The sequence below is a fragment of the Flavobacterium sp. 25HG05S-40 genome (assembly GCF_052654735.1).
The window spans coordinates 1,232,366-1,251,300 of sequence record NZ_CP199750.1; the positions used below are offsets into that span (position 1 = coordinate 1,232,366).

At 35.9% G+C, this 18,935-nt stretch carries 14 protein-coding genes and 2 tRNA genes; 10 read left to right on the forward strand and 6 right to left on the reverse strand.

The features are described 5' to 3' along the window. Positions 1–26 precede the first annotated feature (26 nt). The 3 genes from ACULEU_RS05290 (at position 27) to ACULEU_RS05300 (ending at position 5,280) form a co-directional block, all read left to right on the forward strand. The gene (locus tag ACULEU_RS05290; protein ID WP_445454405.1) at positions 27–2,234 is read left to right on the forward strand and encodes a B12-binding domain-containing radical SAM protein; all 2,208 of its coding nucleotides are present in this window, start codon (positions 27–29) and stop codon (positions 2,232–2,234) included. A gap of 78 nt (positions 2,235–2,312) precedes the next feature. Then, positions 2,313–4,421, forward strand: coding sequence for an ATP-binding protein (locus ACULEU_RS05295; RefSeq protein WP_445454406.1), 2,109 nt, complete (start codon positions 2,313–2,315; stop codon positions 4,419–4,421). After that, on the forward strand, positions 4,411–5,280 hold the full coding sequence (locus ACULEU_RS05300; RefSeq protein ID WP_445454407.1) for a TorF family putative porin: 870 nt from the start codon (positions 4,411–4,413) through the stop codon (positions 5,278–5,280). Before ACULEU_RS05295 ends, ACULEU_RS05300 begins: the two co-directional genes overlap by 11 nt. Here the strand turns inward: ACULEU_RS05300 and rimO are convergent. The 3 genes from rimO to ACULEU_RS05315 form a co-directional block, all read right to left on the reverse strand. Beyond that, positions 5,277–6,578: a 30S ribosomal protein S12 methylthiotransferase RimO gene (gene rimO, locus ACULEU_RS05305; protein ID WP_445454408.1), complete on the reverse strand. Its 1,302-nt coding sequence runs from the start codon at positions 6,576–6,578 to the stop codon at positions 5,277–5,279. The two genes, ACULEU_RS05300 and rimO, sit on opposite strands and share 4 nt — an antisense overlap. A gap of 130 nt (positions 6,579–6,708) precedes the next feature. Continuing rightward, positions 6,709–8,220: an OmpP1/FadL family transporter gene (locus tag ACULEU_RS05310; protein WP_445454409.1), complete on the reverse strand. Its 1,512-nt coding sequence runs from the start codon at positions 8,218–8,220 to the stop codon at positions 6,709–6,711. An 81-nt stretch (positions 8,221–8,301) separates the two neighbouring features. Then, entirely contained in the window at positions 8,302–9,243 is a 942-nt protein-coding gene (locus ACULEU_RS05315; RefSeq protein WP_445454410.1) for a hypothetical protein, read from the reverse strand. Between the two features lie 100 nt (positions 9,244–9,343). Here ACULEU_RS05315 and proS point away from each other — a divergent pair, with 100 nt between their 5' ends. From proS to rpsT, 4 genes are all read left to right on the forward strand, one after another. Beyond that, the gene (gene proS, locus ACULEU_RS05320) at positions 9,344–10,822 is read left to right on the forward strand and encodes a proline--tRNA ligase (protein ID WP_445454411.1); all 1,479 of its coding nucleotides are present in this window, start codon (positions 9,344–9,346) and stop codon (positions 10,820–10,822) included. Between the two features lie 82 nt (positions 10,823–10,904). Beyond that, positions 10,905–10,976: transfer RNA gene (locus ACULEU_RS05325), tRNA-Glu, on the forward strand. A gap of 22 nt (positions 10,977–10,998) precedes the next feature. Then, a tRNA-Glu gene (locus ACULEU_RS05330) sits at positions 10,999–11,070 on the forward strand. Between the two features lie 151 nt (positions 11,071–11,221). Then, on the forward strand, positions 11,222–11,473 hold the full coding sequence (gene rpsT / locus ACULEU_RS05335) for a 30S ribosomal protein S20 (RefSeq protein WP_236464581.1): 252 nt from the start codon (positions 11,222–11,224) through the stop codon (positions 11,471–11,473). Between the two features lie 51 nt (positions 11,474–11,524). Here rpsT and ACULEU_RS05340 read toward each other — a convergent pair whose 3' ends face one another. Beyond that, on the reverse strand, positions 11,525–11,935 hold the full coding sequence (locus ACULEU_RS05340) for a response regulator (RefSeq protein WP_445454412.1): 411 nt from the start codon (positions 11,933–11,935) through the stop codon (positions 11,525–11,527). A gap of 3 nt (positions 11,936–11,938) precedes the next feature. After that, on the reverse strand, positions 11,939–13,660 hold the full coding sequence (locus ACULEU_RS05345; protein ID WP_445454413.1) for a PAS domain-containing sensor histidine kinase: 1,722 nt from the start codon (positions 13,658–13,660) through the stop codon (positions 11,939–11,941). 162 nt (positions 13,661–13,822) lie between these two features. Between ACULEU_RS05345 and typA the strand changes: the two genes are divergently transcribed. The 3 genes from typA (at position 13,823) to ACULEU_RS05360 (ending at position 17,958) form a co-directional block, all read left to right on the forward strand. Continuing rightward, complete coding sequence (typA, locus tag ACULEU_RS05350) at positions 13,823–15,619, forward strand: translational GTPase TypA (protein ID WP_445454414.1); 1,797 nt, start codon at positions 13,823–13,825, stop codon at positions 15,617–15,619. A gap of 372 nt (positions 15,620–15,991) precedes the next feature. Continuing rightward, complete coding sequence (locus ACULEU_RS05355) at positions 15,992–16,471, forward strand: T9SS type A sorting domain-containing protein (RefSeq protein ID WP_445454415.1); 480 nt, start codon at positions 15,992–15,994, stop codon at positions 16,469–16,471. Between the two features lie 5 nt (positions 16,472–16,476). Next, the gene (locus ACULEU_RS05360) at positions 16,477–17,958 is read left to right on the forward strand and encodes a tail fiber domain-containing protein (RefSeq protein ID WP_445454416.1); all 1,482 of its coding nucleotides are present in this window, start codon (positions 16,477–16,479) and stop codon (positions 17,956–17,958) included. A gap of 54 nt (positions 17,959–18,012) precedes the next feature. Here the strand turns inward: ACULEU_RS05360 and ACULEU_RS05365 are convergent, their stop codons facing one another. After that, positions 18,013–18,933, reverse strand: coding sequence for an alpha/beta hydrolase (locus ACULEU_RS05365; protein WP_445454417.1), 921 nt, complete (start codon positions 18,931–18,933; stop codon positions 18,013–18,015). Positions 18,934–18,935: the final 2 nt, after the last annotated feature.

An 18,935-nucleotide genomic window follows, 5' to 3' on the forward strand; every position in this document is an offset into this window, starting at 1 on the left:
CTATTTTTGTTTGTTCAAGATAACAAATGAAAGATCTCCTTCTCATAACACCGCCCTTCACGCAGCTTAATACGCCTTATCCGGCAACGGCATATCTTAAAGGTTTTCTAAATACCAAAGATATTACTGCATTCCAAATGGATTTGGGTATCGAAGTGATTTTGGAACTATTTTCTAAAAAAGGTCTTAAATCTGTTTTTGAAAATGTAGCTATTACATCATTAAACGAAAACCTACAGCGAATACAAGCTTTAAAAGACGATTACATCTTTACGATTGATGCTGTAATCGAATTTCTTCAGGGTAAGAATCCTAGTTTAGCACGTCAAATTTGTTCTGGGAATTTTTTGCCCGAAGCGTCGCGGTTTGATCATTTGACAAACGATGAGAGCTCTTTAGAATGGGCCTTTGGCGCTATGGGAATGCAAGATAAAGCCAAACATTTAGCCACACTTTATCTCGAAGATTTATCCGATTTTATTACGGAATGTGTTGATGAAAATTTTGGTTTCAGTCGTTATGCCGAACGCTTGGGAAGAAGTGCGAATTCGTTTGACGAACTATACTGTTTTTTGCAAAATGATTTGACGTACGTTGATAAAATCTCCTTGCAGATTTTGGCCGATAGATTGCAAACCATACAACCCAAATTAGTCTTGATTTCGGTTCCGTTTCCCGGAAATTTATACAGTGCTTTTCGTTGTGCCCAATACATCAAAAATAATTTTCCAGATGTTAAAATAGCGATGGGTGGCGGTTTTCCTAATACGGAATTACGGGAGTTAAAAGACCAACGCGTTTTTGAATTCTTCGATTTTATTACGCTTGATGATGGTGAATTACCCGTCGAACTGCTTTATAACGCTGTTTGTAATTCCGGAAATATTGAAAATACCTCAAACGAATTTAAGCGAACCTTTCTGCACGAAAATCAGGAAGTTGTTTTCAAAAACAACACTATAAAATCGGATTATAAGCAAAGTCAAGTAGGCACTCCGGATTATTCCGATTTACTTTTGGATAAATATATTTCAGTTATTGAAATAGCGAATCCCATGCATAGTTTGTGGAGTGATGGTCGCTGGAACAAGCTTACCATGGCGCACGGATGCTATTGGGGAAAATGTACCTTCTGCGATATTTCTCTAGATTATATTAAGCTCTACGAACCCATTGCTGCCAAAACTTTGGTAGATAGGATGGAGGAACTAATAGCGCAAACGGGCGAAACCGGTTTTCATTTTGTAGATGAAGCAGCGCCACCTGCCTTGATGCGCGAAGTAGCCTTGGAAATTTTACGTCGAAAACTTGTGGTTACTTGGTGGACTAATATCAGGTTTGAGAAAAATTTCACGGCTGATTTGTGTACCTTATTTAAGGCTTCAGGTTGTATTGCAGTTTCTGGCGGATTGGAAGTGGCCTCGGATAGATTGTTGCATTTGATTCAGAAAGGTGTTACTGTAGCTCAAGTAGCCCAAGTAACCCGAAATTTTACCGAAGCCGGAATCATGGTTCACGCTTACCTCATGTATGGTTATCCGACGCAAACAGTTCAGGAAACGGTGGATAGTTTAGAAATGGTACGTCAAATGTTTGAACTGGGAATTCTGCAATCGGGTTTTTGGCATCAGTTTGCTATGACAGCGCACAGTCCGGTCGGAATGTTTCCCGAAGAGTTTGGCGTTATTCCCGAGATCAACCCGATTACTTTTGCCAATAATGATATTCAGTTCGAAGACAAAACCGGAATAAATCATGATAAATTCAGCTTCGGATTAAAGAAATCGTTGTTCAATTACATGCACGGAATTTGTTTTGAATATGAGCTTCAAGAGTGGTTCGATTTCAAAATCCCGCCAACAAAAATCCCTTCGGATTTTATAGTTTCCTGTCTTGAAGATGAAGCTAATTTTACGATGAAACCTACTGCTAAAATCGTTTGGTTAGGAGCTAATCCGTTAACCGAAACCTATACAAAATCCAAAAAAGGAAATTCTTGGGAGATGATGAAGTTGACTTTTCACAACAGAACAGCAACCGTCGAAATCTCATTAGATAAGGAAAAAGCCCTTTGGCTTCTGGCGGCTTTGGAAAAACTCTCCATTTTCAGCGAGAAACCGGTCACTTTTACTATGCTTAAAGTAGATTTTGAAAATCAATTGGAAGATTTTGAATTGTTTTGGTATTCTAAATCAATACTGACCCTTAGACAATTCGGATTGTTAAATTTTTAAATTCTCAATAAACATCCTATCGATATTCATTTTTTTTAGCCTACTTTTAGTCGCTAAAAAATTGCTTAGACTGTTCTAATGAAAGTAAAAAAGACTTTTCCAAAAATACTTTGGCTGATATTTTCATCGAGTATTTTTTTTATACTGCTTTATTTTGCCCTGCTTTATTATACCAAGAAAGCCGAAAAACAAGTTTATAACTCCACTCTTGAACAGTTTGATAATGAAATCCATAAACTGCTTCAGGTCAATTCTAAGCCCATACTTGTAGCTATTAACAATGATACCAATTGGGATGAATTTGTAAATTTCACAAAAACAAAAGATACGCTTTGGTACAATCAAACCATAAATAATGAGCTTGATATCTATGAAGCGGATTATTTAGGCGCTTATGATGCCAATAAGAATTTTATCATTAGAACACCAACTAACAGCATAAAAACTGTTGATTTCATTCCGAAAAAAGAGATGGAATTGTTGGATACCATGGGCATCAATAAATTCTACATGAAAATTCCAGAAGGATTAGTTGAAGTGACTGGAGCAACGATACACGCTTCTGATGATCCTCTTAAAAATAAGACACCTGTTGCTGGTTATTTTTTTGTTGTACGTTTGATGGATGCAACCTTTATCAAAAATCTGGAAGAGTTAACCAGTTCAAAAATACTTTTGATTGATAACGATGTTACTCCGCCTCATAAAAAACATAAGATTATTTCCTTGTATACTTTAAAAGATAATAACAATCAGTTTATAGGAAAATTGGTTTTTGAAAGAAATTTTCAAGTCTATTTTGAGAATGCCATCAATCTGTTATATCTGATTATCGCAGCGTTCATTATCAATCTTATTGTAAATCTGATATACACCAGAAAATTAGTTTACTATCCTTTGGATTTGGTGAGAAGGGCTTTAGAGTCTGGCAACAGAAAAGCAATCAAAGAGCTCAAGAAAACGAGCGGAGAGTTTAGTTACATTGGAAATTTATTTGAAGAAAACAGCAATCAAAAACTCGAATTGATTAAAGCCAAAATCAAAGCTGAAGAAGGTGACCGATTGAAATCATCATTTTTGGCTAATTTATCGCACGAAATTAGAACTCCGATGAATGCCATCAATGGTTTCACCGAATTAATTCTGAATACCAAAATTAGCGAAACTGAAAAGATGGAATACCTCAATGTCATCGAGAAAAGCGGTAAAAACTTGGTAGGAATCATTGATGATTTAATTGAAATGTCTAAAATCGATTCCAATCAACTGACACCAAATCTTACAGCTATTAACCTGGACGGCCTTGTAAACGAACTATACGAAACGGTAAAGGTCACGATTCAGAACAAAGACATCGATTTTAAATTGATCAAAAGCAAATCACAAGCTAAGTTCAATATTGTAACCGATGATATCAAGTTGAAACAAGTCATTATCAATTTACTCACCAACGCAATCAAATTTACCGAACAAGGTTCCGTATCCTTTGGTTTTGAAATTGATGAAGACCAACAACTAATTCATTTCACCGTAAAAGATACTGGACTCGGAATTGACGAAGAAAACCACAAAAATATCTTTGACCGATTCAAGCGTGTGGATAGTGATATCTCGATTAAAGTTGGAGGTTTAGGATTGGGATTAGCCATTTCTAAGGCTTATATCGATTTGCTTGGAGGCAGTATTACATTGGAATCAACAGTGGGAGAAGGGTCGACGTTTTATTTCTCCATTCCGTTACAATATTCCGTTGCGGAACATATCACCGTAAAGTCTATTAATAATGTTGATGTCATCAAATCAGCGTCAGAAACTATATTGATTGCCGAGGACGATAACATCAATTTCTTATTGTTCCAAAAGATGATGCAGCATAAAAACTTCAAGATTATTCGCGCTATTAACGGACAAGAAGCAGTTGACATTTGTCTTAATACTCCCAACATCGATTTGGTACTGATGGATATCAAAATGCCAATTATGACGGGTTTTGAAGCCTTGGAACAAATTCGACCGATTCGACCCAATTTGCCAATCATCGCACAAACCGCCTATTCGTCATCCGATGATAAAATCAAGATTGAGGAAGCGGGATTTAATGGTTACATCACTAAACCGCTCAACAGAGATACTTTATTTGAATTGATTAACAAGTATTTGTACAAAGAAAATCAAAATGAAATTTAGACTATTACTTTTCACTGCTTGCCTATCTCTATCTGTCTTTTCTCAAGAAGCAGCAATGAAAAAGGATACTGTAAGTGTTGAAAAAGTAAAAAGGCTCGATTTGAATCTGGATATCGTCAGCCGTTATCTTTGGCGAGGTCAATGTTGGGGCGGAGATTATGTGGCGGTGCAACCTACGATAGAATATGCTGTTACTTCTAAATTTTCTATAGGTTTTTGGGCAACTACTAATTTTCAGACAGAGTATTTTTATTCGGATGGCGTAAGTCTTTACAAAGGCTATCAAGAAATTGATTTTTATGCCACATACCAAATTAATGATTTTTTACAATTCCAAGTTTGGGACTATTACTGGCCTTCTGTAAGTAAAGTGGATGGTGTTAATAACAGCTTTTTTAATTATAGGAATGACGGCGTAAAAACAGTAGATGCCCTCTTGTATTTTGATTTTTCCGAAGGCTACAAATATCCTTTTAATGCTACTATTAGCACGTTAGTTGCCGGAAATGACTTTCGTTACGACAGCAATGGAGAACATCCGAAGCAAAACTATACTACTTATTTTGAATTGGGCTACACCTTTACTTTGTTTGAGAAATCATTAGCAAAGGGATTGCGTGATATTTTTTTAGAACCAGTTGTTGGAGCAGTTTTAAACAACCAAGCAGCTTACTATAATTATGCAGATTACGACAAAGTATCCTTGTGTAATATTGGACTAACAGCAACCAAAGAGATCCATTTGGTCAAGGATTTAATCATGCCTCTTTCTTTAAATTATACGCACAATGGTGCTACAACTAACACGGAACTTTTTGGTAAAAACTTTGTAGTAGCTAGTCTGAGCTTTAGTTATTAAACAGGTTCACCATAAAGATCAAACTCTGTGGCATCTATAATTTTGATGTTGACAAACTCACCCGTTTTCACATAGAATTTCGAAGCATCAATCAACACTTCATTATCTACATCCGGACTATCAAATTCAGTTCTTCCTATGAAATACTGCCCTTCTTTTCTATCGATAATGCATTTAAAGGTTTGTCCAATTTTCTCCTGATTTAAATCCCATGAAATCTGTGACTGTAAATCCATTATTTCTGTAGCACGAGCTTGTTTGACATCATCCGGAACATCGTCTACTAATGAATAGGCATGTGTGTTTTCTTCATGTGAGTAGGCAAAACAGCCCAATCGTTCAAACTTCATTTCCTGAACCCAATCTCTCATGATTTCAAAATCTTCCTGAGTTTCTCCGGGATAACCTACAATCAACGTAGTTCTGATGGTCATTCCAGGTACGGCTTCGCGGAAATCTTTTAGTAGTTTGGTGGTTTTCTCTTTAGTGGTGCCACGTCGCATCGATTTTAAGATGTTGTCAGAAATATGTTGAAGTGGAATATCGATATAATTACAAATTTTGGGTTCGCGTTTCATCAACTCCAAAACATCCATAGGGAAGCCAGTAGGGAAGGCGTAATGCAATCGAATCCATTCTATGCCCTCCACTTTTACAAGATTTTCAAGCAACTCGGCAAGATTTCTTTTTTTGTATAAATCCAATCCGTAATAGGTCAGATCTTGTGCAATCAGAATCAATTCTTTTACACCATTTTTAGCCAAACCTTCCGCTTCCTTAACCAGTTTTTCAATAGACTGAGAAACGTGTTTACCACGCATTATAGGAATAGCACAAAAACTACAAGGTCGGTCACAACCTTCAGCAATTTTCAGGTAGGCATAATTTTTTGGCGTTGTAGTCAAACGTTCTCCTAATAATTCATGCTTATAATCGGCTCCAAGGGCTTTGAGAAGTAAGGGTAATTCTGTAGTCCCAAAATATTGATCCACATTAGGGATTTCCTTTTCTAAGTCAGGGCGATACCTTTCAGATAAACAACCGGTAACAAAAACCTTATCGACAATACCTCTTTCCTTTTTATCAGCATACTCTAAAATAGTATTAACAGATTCGGCTTTGGCATTATCAATAAAACCACAAGTGTTTATTACGACAATGTTACCTTCTTGTTCGTGTACAACATCTTTTCCGCTGGCTTTTAATTGTCCCATTAAAACTTCACTATCGTAAGTGTTTTTGGAGCAACCCAGTGTAATGACGTTGATTTTGTTTTTCTTTAATGACTTAGTTCTCATAGAATTATCCCGGTTATTCTTTGGGAGTGCAAAATTACTCTTTTTATTTCGAATTATGCAGTTAGGTTTTCCATAAAATAAAAAACCACCTTAAAATATTAAGATGGTTTCTTGAAAAGGATGTCAAAACTTAAAAGTTCATCGAATAACTCAAGCTGACATTGTTGTTGTATCGACTCACTCTTGCAGGATCTGTTAATCCTGAAGACAGAAAAGTATAATTAAAGTTTCTGTGGTCATAAGAGTAGGATAAATCGATTCGGCTGTCGCCAAAAGTATACCCTAATCCTCCAGAATATCCTGTTAAGTCACCAAAAGTCTGGTCCACTTTATACGGACTCTGATCAAAACGATATCCGGCTCTGAAGCTGTATTCTTTGTATTTGTATTCTCCTCCAAGACGCACCTCAATAGCATTATCTAGAAAATTACTCATATAAGAGTTTAAAGCGGTGTAATCATCTTGAGGTCTGAATTTTGTTACACTATAATCTTTCATCGAAACATCGGCACTCAATAAACCTCTTTTGCCAAAAATGTAGGCAGCACTTCCAGTCCATTTACTAGGAGTTTGAATCGTATACGGTTGGTAAATCATGGTAATTCCCGGATTATAATAAATTGGGTTTTGATTTCCGCAATCAGGACAATCGGTAATAACGGCTTGTCTTTGCTCGTCTTCCAATCGGTACCACGTCGGCGATTGATAAGCAAGTCCAAGACGTAAACTTTCTGTAGCTTTTACTATAGCGCCAAGATTGAAGGCAAATCCATTTCCAAAAGTGTGGGTTTCGGTATCAAATTGTACCGATTGCAAACCAGTTGTAGGGTCTGCATTATAGGACTCAAATACAGAAGTTGTTTTGATAATATCAGTATAATGGTAATCCAAATTGATTCCTAAAAACAAACGGTCTTTGTATGATGTTGCAAAGTTTACCGATAATTTTCCGTCATAACCTGTTGTAAAAGTGTAGTTGTCCTGATAAAAATTTCCACTGGTAGGAACATTAGAAGTATAACTTGTGTTATTAAGATTATTGCTCACAGGATTGAAGATGTAAGCATTATAACCTAAAAGGGCTTGCTGGTCTATAAAATTAAGGTCACCAAAATAGGCAGATTCTAATGTTTGTAATGTTATTCCGCCTTCTTGTGGTAATCCGTTAGCAAATCTTAAAAAGTAGTTGTCAATAGAATTATAAGGATTGACTCCAGAGGAATAAATACTGTTATCAAAATTATTATTATTGTCGTAATTTATGGCGAGAGTGAACTTTTTCCAATCGTCTTTAGTATTGGTGTTTTTAAAAACGAAAACAACTCCGGCCTGATTTAAATCGAATGAACTGTCATTGTCTCGACTTGTGGTGCCAAAATAACGAGAAGTGTTTTTACTATTAAAACTAGATCCTGTTGCCGTAAAAAAGTTGTTTACAAAGAAAATAGAGCCTGCCGGATTTTGATTGATAGCTGATAAATCGCCACCCACAGCCCCAAATGCGCCACCCATTGCTCTGAATCTTGCTGAACCTGATAAGTTTTCAACAGCATAGCGTAATGCTTCTTCAGGAGTAGTTTCCTGCGCTTTTACTGCTGAAAAGGTTAATCCAGCAACGATAAGAAATAAATATTTTTTCATAGTGCAATTTTTTATTTAAATTTCAAAAAAATATCTATGAGATTGGTTACAATTGCATAGATATTAGATTTGTATTAGTTTCTACCTTCTTCCTCCACCGCCACCAGAGGATCTACCTCCGCCACCGCCACTTCCGCCACCATAGCTTCCTCCACCAGAAGAGCGTGTTCCGCTAGAACTTGGGGTATAAGAACGTGTAGGTGTTGACTGAACGTTTCTTGTAGGTTGTTGCGTTTGATTGTATGATGCGTTGTTAGAATTTGTTCTCGTTGGAGTATAATTGGCATTTCTTGTACCAGATGATGTTCTGGTATTACTATTGAAATTAGTATTTCTGGAAGGATTTCTTGTACTATAAGAATTACTTCTTCTTCCGCCATTTGCATTGTTGTATCCTGAGCGCCCGTATCTGTTTCCGTTACCAGTGTAGGCATAAGAGCCTCTTCTTCCTCCATTGTAATAGTAGTTATTATAAAAGTTGTTGTGCCAGTTACCATAATAACCGCCATAGCCCCAATTATTCCAACCCCAGTTATTCCAACCCAAACCTATTCCCCAACCAGGTCCGTACCAACTATTCCATCCCCAACCCCAATTAGGTCCGTAAAAATTATTCCAGCCCCAATAGTTTCCATACCAATAGTTGTTCCAGTAACCAAAACCCCAGTTGTTGTCGTAAACATTTACAGTAATGCTTTGAGGATTATCACCCCAACTTGTATTGTTTGGATTGTAGTTTTGTGATTGTTGAATAGAATCATTTGTAGTAGATGTGTAGTTCTCAACATCAGTAAAAGCTTGAGATTCCTGATTTAAATTGCTAAAATACTCTTGGTATTTGTTGCTTTGAGAATTATCATTATTGGCAACTTCTTTTTTATTTGATTGCGAGTTTCCATAAACGCCATCATTATCATAATAAGAACTATTTTGGTAAGAACCACAGGAGGTCAAAACCATGGTAAGAACTCCAAATACACCGTAAATGGAGGCTCTTTTACTGGAAAAAAAATAAGTTTTCATATCTATAGCATTTTTATTGTTGAACTATACAAAAATAGTTAGTTTTGCTGAACTATTTAGTTAAAATTAGTTAAACAAATTTTATGCCAAAGTATTCAGTATGAGTAAGAATTTAACAAAGAGAGCAGAAGATTATTCGAAATGGTATAACGAACTGGTTGTCAAAGCAGATTTAGCTGAGAATTCAGGTGTTAGAGGCTGTATGGTTATCAAACCGTATGGCTATGCTATTTGGGAAAAAATGCAAGCAGAATTAGACAGAATGTTCAAAGAAACAGGTCATAGCAATGCCTATTTTCCTCTTTTTGTACCTAAAAGCATGTTTGAAGCCGAAGAGAAAAACGCCGAAGGATTTGCTAAAGAATGTGCTATTGTTACTCACTATAGACTAAAAAATGATCCTGATAAACCAGGAAAGTTGATGGTTGATCCCAATGCTAAACTAGAGGAAGAACTGATTGTTCGTCCCACCAGTGAAGCGATAATCTGGTCCACATACAAAAACTGGGTTCAATCCTACAGAGATTTACCTTTGCTAATCAATCAATGGGCTAATGTAGTTCGGTGGGAAATGAGAACGCGTTTGTTTTTACGAACTGCTGAATTTTTGTGGCAAGAAGGACATACAGCCCATGCAACTAAAGCCGAAGCAATCGAAGAATCAGAAAAAATGATGCACGTCTATGCAGATTTTGCTGAAAACTTTATGGCTATTCCGGTCATAAAAGGATTAAAGACAGAGACGGAGCGTTTTGCCGGAGCAGAAGAAACTTATTGTATTGAAGCCTTGATGCAGGACGGAAAAGCTTTGCAAGCTGGAACCTCACATTTTCTTGGTCAAAATTTTGCAAAGGCATTTGATGTTAAGTTTGCCAATCAGGAAGGTAAACAAGAGTATGTTTGGGGAACTTCATGGGGCGTTTCTACACGTTTGATGGGAGCATTAGTTATGACACATTCTGACGATAACGGATTGGTTTTGCCTCCAAACTTGGCTCCGATTCAGGTAGTGATTGTACCAATCTTTAAAACAGAAGAAGAATTTGAAGCTATTGCAACAGTTGCCAATGATTTGGTTAACCAAATCAAAAAATTGAAAATTTCTGTAAAATTTGATAACAGAACCACGCAGAAACCTGGATTTAAATTCGCCGAATGGGAATTGAAAGGGGTACCCGTTCGAATTGCAATCGGTCCAAAAGATTTAGAAAACGGAACTTTTGAAGTCGCAAGAAGAGATACGTTGTCTAAAGAAGTAAAATCTAAGGATGGTATTGTAGCGTACATATCGAATTTATTGGAGCAAATTCAAAATGATTTATTTCAACGTGCTCTTGAATATAGAAACACGCACATTACCGAAGTGAATTCCTTTGATGAGTTCAAAGAGGTTTTAGAAAGCAAAACGGGTTTCATTGCTGCGCATTGGGATGGTACGCCTGAAACCGAAGAAAAAATCAAAGATTTAACCAAAGCTACCATTCGTTGTATTCCTTTAGATAGGGTTGAAGAGGAAGGGAACTGTATTTTTTCTGGAGGCAAATCTACTGGTAGAGTGCTGTTTGCAAAAGCCTATTAATAAAAAATCAGAAAAAAATAGTTGCGCTCTTGCGGGAATGAAAATTAATTGTATTTTTGCAACCGCAATTTTAAGCAAAGATGGCCCGTTCGTCTATCGGTTAGGACGCCAGGTTTTCATCCTGGTAAGAGGGGTTCGATTCCCCTACGGGCTACAAATTATCTAAGTGCTTAAACGGCCCGTTCGTCTATCGGTTAGGACGCCAGGTTTTCATCCTGGTAAGAGGGGTTCGATTCCCCTACGGGCTACAAATTAGTTGTAAATTAGTTTTATAAAGCAAAAGTTCAGTGTCTCGAATTGTTGTTTTATTAGTTAAAACCAAAGTGATTTTTTAATTGTGGGAGGTTTTTCTTTTTTAACTAAATAGTTTATTATTAATTACAATTAAATTACAACAAAATGGCAAATCATAAGTCAGCTTTAAAAAGAATCAGAAGCAACGAAAAGAAAAGAGTATTAAATAGATACCAGCACAAAACAACTCGTAATGCGATCAAAGCATTGAGATTGGCTACAGACAAGTCAGATGCGTCTGCAAAATTATCTGCTGTTATCTCTATGATTGATAAATTAGCTAAGAAAAATATCATTCATGATAACAAAGCAGCTAACTTGAAATCTAAGTTAACGAAACACGTTACAAAACTTTAATCTGTTTTCAACAGATACTAAAAAGTCCCGATTTATCGGGACTTTTTTATTTTATGTAAATTGTGATTTTAAATCTTCGAGCATGTCTTTTGTTACAGGTTTCGACAAAAATCCAATTACAGGATAAGTTTTGGATTTATTGATGTCATAAGGGTCGATTGATGACGAGAGGACGATAAATCTGGTCGACTCAAATATCTTTGGATAATCTTTGTTCTTATAGCTTTCCAAGAACTCCCAACCATCCATTACAGGCATATTTAAGTCAAGTAAAACCAATTTAGGATACACTATAGAATCATTCGATTTTTGTTCCTCAAAAAGCGCATCAAAATAGAGAATAGCTTCTTCACCGTTACTAACTGTAATTATTTCTTTGGCAAAGGCAACCTTCTCAACTACTTTTCTACAAAGCATGAGTGTAATAGGATCGTCATCTACACAAAGTATTTTATCTAACATATCTTAATTGTACTTAAAAGTAATTGTAAACGTTGTTCCTTTACCAACAGTGCTAGCAACAGCAATGGTTCCGTTCATGCTTTCAACTTGAGATTTAACTAAATACAATCCCAATCCTTTGCTGTCTGGATAATTGTGAAAACGTTGATAAAGTCCAAATATTTTGTCTTTGTTCTTGTCCAAATCTATGCCAATGCCGTTGTCTTTAAAAGTGATGATTAAATTATCATCCTCTACTTTTGTGGCAATAGTAACTTTCAATTGTCTTATGGGTGCTCGATACTTGATGGCATTGGTCAGTAAATTTAAAAAAATACTTTCTAAATAAGACTTGTTTATCTCTAAAATCGAAACATCTTCCAAATCTATCTTTAAAATTGGTTTGTGAACACTTATAAGGAAACTCAACTGATTGAAGACATTTTCGAAGACTTCTTTAATCAATACTTTTTCTTTTTGAATGGATGGATTGTCCTTGATGATAATCACTTTAACCAAGTCATTGATGGTTTCGTTCAATAGATGTGTTGATTTTTGGAAGCCCGTGATGATCTCCTTCAATTCAGGATCTTCTATAGTTATGTCGTCTATAAGATTCAATAATCCTGTTAAATTAGATAATGGCGCTCTTAAGTTGTGTGAAGTAATATAAGAGAATTGCTTTAAATCCTTATTATTTTGGGTTAGTTCCCGAATTAACTGTTCTCTTTCTTTCTCTTTTTCTTTTTCTTCGGTAACATCTCTCTGAATCGAAATCCAGTGTGAATGTTCACCATCCTTGTTCGTTACAGGAATCATCGAAAAATTAATCCAGAACTCTTTACCATTCTTTTTATAGGTGATGGTTTCAATAAAACATTCTTTGTATTCCTGAACGGCAGTTTTAAGTTTGTCGTATTCAAAAATATCTGATTTTTTTCCGAACAGTAAGGCAGGAGATTTACCAATAATATCTTTGGAAGAATATCCCGTCATGTCGGTAAAGGCCGAATTCACGAAGATAATATTCGGAATTTCACTTTCTGAAGTGTCAATATCCGTAATCATTACAGCATCTTTAGATTGCGTAATCACGGTTTCCAATAGTCGAAGTCGTTGTTCTTCTTCTTTTTGTTTGGTAACATCTTGAATCGCTCCAATCATTCGAATCGATTTTCCATCAGCATCTTTAACCAAAAAACCCCGGTCAAAAACATATTTGTAACTTCCGTCAGCACATTGAAAACGATATTCATCCTGCCACTTTTCAGTTTTTTGCTCCAAAAAAGAATAGAGTTTGACCGACATTTTTAAACTGTCTTCCGGATGAATTCGATCAAACCACCATTTGGATGTTTTGCCAATATCTTCCTTTTTATATCCAAAAACACCCTGAATTCCTTTGTTCCAAATAAAACTATCATCGTCCATTTTCCAATCCCAAATAGTATCACTAGTCGCTTTAGCAACAATATCATAGCGTTCGTTCGATTCTTTAATTTCGATATTGGTCAGTTGTAGTTTTTCAAAAACCGATTTGTTGCGGATTTCATTTTGGTATAAAATGAATTTCAGCAGTAAACCCGAAAAAAGAATATAAATAATGTCTTTAGTATAGCTATACTCAAAAGAATTTAGAGCAGCTCCTTCCAAAAAATAATCGGCAAATAATTTGTGACCGAGCACCGCCACAATCATTAATACCAGTACATATAATAATGTGATTTTATTGGAATTGTTTTTCATTGTTCCAAATTTACACAAACGAAATTAATTCGCATTATTTCAATATAAAAATTATTGCAAAAATTACCAATCGCTCTTAAATGTTACTAAATTTTAAACATTCAAATAATCGGTTTTTTATCTAAAAATAAAGTGTACCTTTGCACCCACAAAAAAACACAGATGGAATCTATCAGAAACATTGCTATCATAGCGCACGTTGACCACGGAAAAACAACATTGGTTGACAAAATCATGTATCACTGCCAATTATTTCGTGAAAATGAAAATACAGGTGATTTAATTCTGGACAACAACGATTTAGAGCGTGAACGTGGTATTACGATTACTTCTAAGAACGTTTCAGTAGTATATAAAGGAACAAAAATTAATATCATTGATACTCCAGGTCACGCCGATTTTGGTGGTGAAGTAGAGCGCGTATTGAATATGGCTGATGGAGTTTGTCTTTTAGTAGATGCTTTTGAAGGACCAATGCCACAAACTCGTTTTGTGTTGCAAAAAGCAATCGATTTGGGATTGAAACCATGTGTGGTTATTAATAAAGTGGATAAAGAAAACTGTACTCCTGAAGAAGTTCATGAGAAAGTTTTTGATCTAATGTTTGAACTAGGAGCAGAAGAATGGCAGTTGGATTTTCCAACAGTATATGGTTCAGCCAAAAATAACTGGATGTCTGACGATTTCAGAAATCAGACCGAAAATATTGAGCCTTTATTAGATATGGTGGTGGCTCATGTTCCAGCACCAAAAGTATCTGAAGGAACTCCTCAAATGTTGATTACATCATTAGACTTCTCGTCATTTACTGGTCGAATCGCGATTGGAAGATTAGAGCGAGGTGAACTAAAAGAAGGAATGCCTATTTCTTTGGTAAAAAGAGATGGTAAAATCTTAAAATCAAGAATCAAAGAATTACACACTTTTGAAGGTCTAGGACGTAAAAAAGTAGAAAGTGTAATTGCAGGTGATATTTGTGCCATCATTGGTGTTGAAGGTTTTGAAATTGGTGATACTATTGCCGATTTTGAAAATCCTGAAGCTTTACAAACCATCGCTATTGATGAGCCAACAATGAGTATGTTATTCACGATTAACGATTCTCCTTTCTTTGGTAAAGAAGGAAAGTTTGTTACGTCTAGACACATCAGAGACAGATTGACTAAAGAATTGGAGAAAAACTTAGCGATGAAAATGGCTGAAACAGATTCAGCTGATAAATTCATGGTTTTTGGTCGTGGAGTACTGCACTTATCGGTTCTTATAGAAACGATGAGAAGAGAAGGTTATGAAGTACAAATCGGTCAGCCACAAGTTATCATCAAGGAAATTGATGGTAAAAAATGTGAGCCAATTGAAGAATTGACTATCGACTTACCAGAGCATTTATCTGGAAGAGCCGTAGAATTTGTAACCATTCGTAAAGGAGAAATGCTTTCGATGGAAGCAAAAGGAGAACGTATGATTATCAAATTCAATATTCCATCACGTGGAATCATCGGATTAAGAAATCAATTGCTTACGGCAACTGCAGGTGAAGCCATCATGTCACACCGTTATATTGGTTACGAACCATTCAAAGGAGAAATTCCAGGAAGAAACAACGGTTCTTTAATTTCTATGGAAAACGGAAAAGCGATTCCGTATTCTATCGATAAATTACAGGATCGTGGTAAATTCTTTGTGAATCCTAACGACGAAATCTACGAAGGTCAAGTTATCGGAGAAAATTCCCGTAGTGATGATATGAGTATCAATGTTACTAAAGCGAAAAAACAGTCGAATGTTCGTTCGTCTGGAAATGATGAGAAAGCCAGAATTATTCCTCCAATTATTTTCTCATTAGAAGAAGCTTTAGAATACATTCAAAAAGACGAATATGTAGAGGTTACGCCAAAATCTATTCGTTTGAGAAAAATCTATTTAACAGAAAACGATCGAAAACGTAATAAAATATAAGTTTTGTTTTCAATATATATCTAAAAGCCATCAACGAAAGTTGGTGGCTTTTTTCTTTAGAAGCTGTTTCCGGCTGTCCATTATATCTTTTTTTCTGAAACAAGTTCAGAAAAAAAGGATGCCATTCCCATCCGGGCTAGTGTCAGTTCAAACCTATAAATCTTTTGTTTGGCAAAGTTTTCTTTTTCTTAGTTTTTAAAAAAAAATTAATTCCATTACCTACAAATACCTAACGAAAACCAGCAGATATACATCAAACAAAATTTTTAATTTCATTTCCCTTATTTTTGATTCTAATCAAACTATAATATAATTGGTTATCAAAAAAAAATGTTGTTTTTTTGAACAGTAAAAATCTTTTATTAAATACAAATGAAACAAAAACTAGCACTTATTGCGGCACTCTTAACGGCATTTTCATTTGATGTTGTTGCCCAGCAAGCCACTGTGTCTTCAGGAAATAATGCCAATGGTTCGGGAGGATCGTCAAGTTATACGGTCGGCCAGGTTGTTTTCACTGCTAATTCTGGTTCAAACGGAAGCGTTTATCAAGGGGTGCAGCAACCCTATGAAATTTCAACCTTAGGAACAGATGAGTTTCCGGAAATCAATCTCAATTTTTCAGCATATCCAAACCCAACGGATGAAATGCTTACCTTATCTGTAGAAAATTATGATACCACAGAATTGCAATTTCAACTTTTTGATGTAGCCGGAAAATTGGTCAATAGTAACAAACTATCCGGAAGTCAAACCCAAATTAATATGAGAGGCAATGCAAAAGGAATGTATCTCCTAAGCATTACAAAAAATTCAAAAACCATCAAAACTTTTAAAATTATTAGAAACTAATCATTATGAAAAAAATTATCTCTTTTATAGTACTATTGGCATCATTATCAGTTTTCGCACAAGTTCCTCAGAAAATGAGTTATCAGGCTGTTGTCCGTAATTCAACCAATGCATTGGTTGTCAATACCACAGTTGGCATGAGAATCAGCATCCTTCAGGATGTAGCAACCGGACCAGCCATCTATGTAGAAACGCATTCAGTAACCACCAATAGTAACGGTTTGGTTTCTCTTGAAATCGGTGGAGGAAATGTGGTTACCGGCGATTTTTTCGGAATTGATTGGGCTAATAATCAATATTTTGTTAAAACAGAAACTGACCCAACCGGTGGAAGCAATTACACTATAGTAGGAACCAGCCAATTCTTAAGTGTTCCTTATGCCTTATTTGCTTTAAGTTCTGCAACACCTTTACAGGAAGTATTGAATGCAGGAAATGCTGCCGTTAAAACCGTAAACGATTTTGACTCTAATACGATGAACTTAACTACTACTACGGCTAATACTTCCAACGTAGCCTACAGAGGTCTCACTAGCACAATAACAGGAACCAATGGATTACCAAGAGCAATACAAGGTTTTGCTAATGGTGCTAATGTTCAAACCAATACAGGAATTGCAGGTTTTGCTACCAATTCTTCATTTTTAAATAACGGTGTCTATGGGCAATCTAATTCTGCTGCAGGTGATAATTATGCTGTTTGGGGAACTAGTGCCAATGCTGTGAATGGTAAAGAAAACAGAGGAGTTATGGGATATGCACGAAATGCAACTGCCACAGGATGGAACTATGGGGTTTCTTCTTGGGTGGGTGGTTCAGAAGTTGCTAATATTGCTTTAGGTGGATATGCCGATGCTAATCCATCAAGTGCCGGAGATAATTATGGGGTGAGTGCCCGGGCTAGTGCAGTAACAACAACGGGAACAAATTATGGGATTTATAGTGAAGCAGATAATGGTGCAGTTAACTATGCTGGTTTCTTTAACGGTGATGTTACGCTAACAGGAACATTGGTACAACCATCAGACAGAAAACTAAAAAAAGATATTCATGCTATTGCTTCTGCTCTTGATAAAATCAATGCGCTACAACCAGTTAGTTATTTGTATGATGAGGAAAAAAACAAAGGATTGCATTTGCCTAAAAATTTGCAATATGGTTTTATTGCTCAGGATTTAGAAAGAGTTTTCCCAAATCTTGTTTCTAAACAAGTCCTTAATCTAAATACAATAGGTAAGGGTGGTAAAGAAATGGTTGAATTTGATGCTGAAGGTAATGCCATTCAAACCATGGTTTCAAAGGAATCAAACAGTCAGAGCACTACAGAAAATAAAGAAGAATTTAAAGGAATCAATTACACAGGATTGATATCGATACTTACACAAGGTATTAAAGAACAGCAAGAGCAAATTGAAGTGTTGAAAGCTAAAAATGAAGCTCTTGAAAAAAGAATGCAACTAATAGAAGCACAATTATTGAAAAAATAAGTAGTATAGTTTTTACTTTAAAGGCCAAATTCAAACCAATGAATTTGGCCTTTTTTATAGTTTTAAAAGGAACTCAAAAGGAATGTGTAAACGTTCCGCCCAAGCCTTTTCAGAGTGGTCTTTTCCAGGAAAGAATTGCGTTAACCAATTTTTAGACGTAAATCCTTTGGCTGTCATGATAACATCTACTTTTTGTTGCAACGGCGGATACAAGGCGTCCAATGTCTGATCGCCATAGTCAAAATATATTTTGTGGTTCTTAGGGTTCGGAAGATTCGCTTTCAAGTACTCATAAAAAGCATTCGGAATCGGATTGTTTTCAGTTGCAAATGTTCCCGGCCAATGAGTTGAAATACAGGCTGCACCACCAAACACCTCCGGATATTCACAAATAGCATACATCGAAATCAAACCTCCCATACTTGAACCCATGATAAAAGTATTTGCCTTGTCTGTTTTGGTTGAAAAGGTTTTGTCTATAAAAGGTTTTAATTCGGTTACAATAAACTTCAAGTAATTATCCGAATTTATTTTGTCGCCAAACAACGCTTGTGATTTATTGCGCTCCAAAGTATAAAGGGAATCCTGCGTTTTTTTCGGTAACGATTCAAAAGGCTTTTGCGGAAACAAATCGCTATGCCGGATAAGATGCAGACTCGCAATACCAACCACAATAAAATCTTGTGTTTTCTTTTCCGCTTGTAATCTTCCGGCAACTTCATCAACTTGCCATTCTTGCTTGTTCCATGTCGTAGTAGCATCAAAGAGCATCTGCCCATCATGCATATAAACTACCGCATATTTTTTAGAAGTATCGTAATCATTGGGTAACCAAACATCAACATTTCGAGTGGCTACGTAGGTCGATTTAAAATCCGGAAACCGTTGAACTTTTCCGGAACTGACCTGTATTTCTTCAGCGGAAGCAAGTATGCCGTAGCATAAAAAAAGTGTTATAAAAAACTTGTTTGTCATAA

What these genes read in the sequence shown, in the direction of transcription:
- ACULEU_RS05290 (WP_445454405.1), top strand. Translation starts at nt 27, where the DNA reads ATGAAAGATCTCCTTCTCATAACACCGCCCTTCACGCAGCTTAATACG.
- ACULEU_RS05340 (WP_445454412.1), bottom strand. Translation starts at nt 11,935, where the DNA reads ATGTTAGATAAAATACTTTGTGTAGATGACGATCCTATTACACTCATG.
- ACULEU_RS05295 (WP_445454406.1), top strand. Translation starts at nt 2,313, where the DNA reads ATGAAAGTAAAAAAGACTTTTCCAAAAATACTTTGGCTGATATTTTCA.
- proS (WP_445454411.1), top strand. Translation starts at nt 9,344, where the DNA reads ATGAGTAAGAATTTAACAAAGAGAGCAGAAGATTATTCGAAATGGTAT.
- ACULEU_RS05315 (WP_445454410.1), bottom strand. Translation starts at nt 9,243, where the DNA reads ATGAAAACTTATTTTTTTTCCAGTAAAAGAGCCTCCATTTACGGTGTA.
- rimO (WP_445454408.1), bottom strand. Translation starts at nt 6,578, where the DNA reads ATGAGAACTAAGTCATTAAAGAAAAACAAAATCAACGTCATTACACTG.
- ACULEU_RS05300 (WP_445454407.1), top strand. Translation starts at nt 4,411, where the DNA reads ATGAAATTTAGACTATTACTTTTCACTGCTTGCCTATCTCTATCTGTC.
- rpsT (WP_236464581.1), top strand. Translation starts at nt 11,222, where the DNA reads ATGGCAAATCATAAGTCAGCTTTAAAAAGAATCAGAAGCAACGAAAAG.
- typA (WP_445454414.1), top strand. Translation starts at nt 13,823, where the DNA reads ATGGAATCTATCAGAAACATTGCTATCATAGCGCACGTTGACCACGGA.
- ACULEU_RS05360 (WP_445454416.1), top strand. Translation starts at nt 16,477, where the DNA reads ATGAAAAAAATTATCTCTTTTATAGTACTATTGGCATCATTATCAGTT.
- ACULEU_RS05345 (WP_445454413.1), bottom strand. Translation starts at nt 13,660, where the DNA reads ATGAAAAACAATTCCAATAAAATCACATTATTATATGTACTGGTATTA.
- ACULEU_RS05365 (WP_445454417.1), bottom strand. Translation starts at nt 18,933, where the DNA reads ATGACAAACAAGTTTTTTATAACACTTTTTTTATGCTACGGCATACTT.
- ACULEU_RS05355 (WP_445454415.1), top strand. Translation starts at nt 15,992, where the DNA reads ATGAAACAAAAACTAGCACTTATTGCGGCACTCTTAACGGCATTTTCA.
- ACULEU_RS05310 (WP_445454409.1), bottom strand. Translation starts at nt 8,220, where the DNA reads ATGAAAAAATATTTATTTCTTATCGTTGCTGGATTAACCTTTTCAGCA.